This is a genomic window from Clostridium pacaense (genome assembly GCF_020709765.2).
Classification (GTDB): domain Bacteria; phylum Bacillota; class Clostridia; order Lachnospirales; family Lachnospiraceae; genus Enterocloster; species Enterocloster hominis.
Map to the genome: position 1 here is coordinate 1 of NZ_JAJFEB020000172.1, position 245 is coordinate 245.

The window sequence follows — 245 nt, forward strand, 5'->3', positions numbered from 1 at the left end:
GGCTACTGCGATGAGCGCAGTGATATTTCCTCCTCTGGCATTACCATGTATGAGATGGTGACGGGAACTGCCCCGTTTGAGGGCGACAACACGATTACCGTGGCATTGGCCCATCTGGAGGAACCAGTGACGCCCACAAGGGTATATGTGCCCGAGGTGTCCCATGCCCTGGAACCCCTCTCTTTAATGCTGCTTTTGTGAGCAGCGGTTTCTGGTTCAGGCCTTCATACTTAAGATAAATCCCC

The 245-nt window shown here is 53.5% G+C and carries 1 pseudogene; it reads left to right on the forward strand.

The window, feature by feature from the left end:
- Positions 1-201 (forward strand): annotated as a pseudogene (locus LK536_RS58950) (hypothetical protein); the annotation flags it as partial.
- Positions 202-245 lie beyond the last annotated feature (44 nt).